This is a genomic window from Butyrivibrio sp. WCE2006, assembly GCF_000701985.1.
Classification (GTDB): Bacteria; Bacillota; Clostridia; order Lachnospirales; family Lachnospiraceae; genus Butyrivibrio.
In genome coordinates, this window is record NZ_JNKH01000080.1 from 1 (window position 1) to 3,333 (window position 3,333).

Annotated in this window: 3 protein-coding genes; all 3 read left to right on the forward strand. The window is 38.7% G+C overall.

From position 1 onward, the window contains the following. The first annotated feature begins 119 nt into the window (after nucleotides 1-119). Nucleotides 120-410: a substrate-binding domain-containing protein gene (locus tag T501_RS22805; RefSeq protein WP_081843264.1), complete on the forward strand. Its 291-nt coding sequence runs from the start codon at nucleotides 120-122 to the stop codon at nucleotides 408-410. Between the two features lie 146 nt (nucleotides 411-556). Further along, nucleotides 557-2,023, forward strand: coding sequence for an ISLre2 family transposase (locus T501_RS19230; protein WP_044917121.1), 1,467 nt, complete (start codon nucleotides 557-559; stop codon nucleotides 2,021-2,023). Nucleotides 2,024-2,290: 267 nt separating this feature from the next. After that, entirely contained in the window at nucleotides 2,291-3,205 is a 915-nt protein-coding gene (locus T501_RS19235) for a magnesium transporter CorA family protein (RefSeq protein ID WP_044917122.1), read from the forward strand. Nucleotides 3,206-3,333 lie beyond the last annotated feature (128 nt).

Sequence of the window (3,333 nt, forward strand, 5' to 3'; positions counted from 1 at the left end):
AAGACTGATTCCCGCTTATTCTAGGCATCCATTTCAAAAAATCGGATTATGAGTCTGATTTCAGAGGTTTAAGTTGTCATGAATAATTCAGGTTTGATTTTCTCGACTCGCTTAATCCGCTGCCTGAAGCTTTTGTTTGCGTAAGCGATTATATAGCTCATTTTATCCAGTTTTACTTTTCTGAACACCCGGAAAGAATTCCTGACGGAATCATAATCACCGGTTTCGACGCTAGTGATGAATATACCAATGTAGATGGTCAGATAACAACCGCTGAAGTAAAAACCGATCATCTGGGCAAACGACTTGCAAGCCAGGCACTCTATAGAATAGCTAATCCGGATGCTCCTTATGAACTTACTTATGTGCGCCCTGATATAGTCTATCGCGAATCAAGAATACTTATATAATAACGCTGTTTAAAGCTAGGGTAAATTTTTTGTAGGATTGATAGAAAGCTATGCATAGATTGTTTGCAATCTAATTATACAAAAGAAAAGGACAACCTTCTGTGTTAAAGTATTTGTTGGCACAAAAAAGCACGGGAGGTGTCCTTATGGACAGTATAAAACAAGTTTGGGAAAAAGTGGAAGAAAATCTTATAAAAAGCAGGGAGGATTTTGCCAAGGATCCATCAAAGATGGCTGAGTTTGAGAGAAGTGTACACAAGGAATTCAACGACCTTGAAAGGTATTTCATTGCACAGACATTTGAAGATTGGGACAACCAGATAAGAGGAAGTCTTAAACGGTTAGAAAACTGGGTTGTTGTCAGACGTGATAAGAAAGAACTTGTTACCATGTCTGGTACAGTTATCTTTAATAAGACTTTATTCAAAAACAAAAAAGATGGCCATAGTGAATATCTTCTAGATAAGATACTTGGAATCAGATCCCATGAAAGAATCACAGATGCATCTAAGGCACAGATACTGGAAGAAGCTGTACAGACTTCATATAGGCGGGGTGGAGACGCTGCTTGTATTTCAGAAGACAAGGTGTCTAAAGAGGCTGTAAAAGACATTCTGCACCATTTAAGATTCCCTAATGAGGAGAAACCAACATCCAAGAAAGTTGTCGATTATCTTTATATTGACGCTGACGAGGATCACATATCACTTCAATTCAAAGATAAGAAAGGCGATCTTGAGATTGGAGAAAATCATTGGAAGAATAATTGCGTATTAGGAAAAATAGTTTATGTTTACGAAGGAATTGAGCCTGAAAGTCCTAAGAACAAACGCCACCGTTTGGTAAATCCGCATTATTTCTGTGGAGTGTATGATGGCAATGATAATGCAAAGCTGTGGGATGCAGTCTACAGTTATATTTGCGACAACTATGATATATCAAAGATTGTAAAAATATACCTTAATGCAGATGGAGGAAGTTGGATAAAAGGCGGCTATAGCAGGATACACGGCATAACTACTGTACTTGATGAATTCCATATGCAGAAATACCTTTTGAAAATGACGGGCCATTTATTGGATAGTGCAGATGATGCTCGCTCAAAACTTACGGGATTGATATATAAAGATGAAAAGGCAAAGTTCAGAAAGGAAGTAGAAAACATAGCGGGATATGCAGAAGCAGAATCAAAACAGAAAAAGATTCGTGAGGCAGGAGAATATATTTTGAACAACTGGGACGCAGCCCGGGTACGCGTATGTGGAGAAGAAGCTGTAAAGGGATGCAGTGCAGAAGGACATGTAAGTCACATACTGTCAGACAGAATGAGTTCCAGACCACGTGGTTGGAGCAGAATAGGCGCAGATAAGATGTGCCATCTGAGAGCGTATTATAAAAATGGTGGGGATATGCTAGAGCTTGTTCGTTACCAAAAAGAAGAACCAGTTGCTGCTGGAGCTGAGTGTGAGCAGATCCTATCTTCAAGCGCCATGCTACATTCAGAAAGTAATACGCACGGACTAGTTGGGAAATACTATGAACACATGAATCATTCCCTGAGTCTGCAGACCAAGGAAAAAATATATTTCAATAGCCAGATATGGCTTTTGTAAAGGGCTGGATAAGCCAAGGAAATCCTTTATCCGCTTGATTACCTATAAGCGTTGAGGAATATGTATGTCAAGGATGCATGGATGCACCGTTGGCTTGTCCTTGACATACATATTTCTCAATGATAGCGTAATGAGAGCGGATAAAGAATTTCCGTATCTATAGATGCCAACCATATGGAGGCATATCAAGGTTCCTTTAACCTATTAAATCCTACAGTGAATTTACGCGGTCCTGTTTAAAAATATTTTTGATTGGAGCGAAAAGATATGTTTTTCTTAATAAAAGAAGTCTTAGAAGAAGTAAATAAATCAGCTTTAAATAGTGCTACTGAGCAATATGTTGCAATTCTTACCACTAAGGAATGGGAAACCGACAAAGAAACTTTTGATATGGGGATAGAAATCGAACCCGATTCAAGTGAGATTTTCTCTACTATGGCTGAAGTAAACTATGATTCACTTACCGGAACTTTTTCAATACCAGACAGAAGTAATCTTTCAAACGACAGTACCTTTGCTTTCGCGCTTGATGAAAAAGGAATTGTATTTATAGACGATTCCGGTGAATCAGAGAAGTATATTCGTAACATCCAGAAGACGCGCCACTGGAAGCTTCCCAGTCTTGAACGCTTTATTTATGATTTTCTCGATCAGATCATCAAGGACGATCTTCGCTTAATGGAGAAATATGAGCGCGAGCTTGATTCCATGGAACAGGCTATTCTAAGCGAAGAAGAAAATCTTAACTCAGGAAGAGTAAATGATATCAGAGGCGATATCCGTGATCTTCTGATTCATTATGAGCAACTCGCAGACATGGCTCAGGAATTTGAAGAAAATGAAAATTGCTTCTTCAAAACAGATAATCTCAGGTATTTTCGTCTATACCTTAATCGCATAGCAAGACTCCGTGACAGATCTGTCTCCCTTCGTGACTACACAATGCAGATACGCGATTTATACAAAGCTCACCTCGATATTAAGCAGAATCGTATTATGACCATTCTCACGGTTGTAACCACTATTTTTATGCCTCTCACACTCATTGTCGGATGGTATGGCATGAACTTCAAATACATGCCTGAATTGGAGTATCGGTACAGTTACCCGATTGTATTCGGTGTAAGTATTGTAATTGTTGTTTGTAGCTTATTATTCTTTAAGAAAAAGAAATGGCTCTGATTTTCTTAACTGTGTGATAAATCTGTGATACACGCTAGTGTCTTGTCTGAATGACAATTTGATAAATTACTTGTCTAATTCTCAATACGCTTCGTCATCTTCAATCGCCGTAGCCACCGCTACGACTC

What these genes read in the sequence shown, in the direction of transcription:
- T501_RS19230 (WP_044917121.1), top strand. Translation starts at nt 557, where the DNA reads ATGGACAGTATAAAACAAGTTTGGGAAAAAGTGGAAGAAAATCTTATA.
- T501_RS19235 (WP_044917122.1), top strand. Translation starts at nt 2,291, where the DNA reads ATGTTTTTCTTAATAAAAGAAGTCTTAGAAGAAGTAAATAAATCAGCT.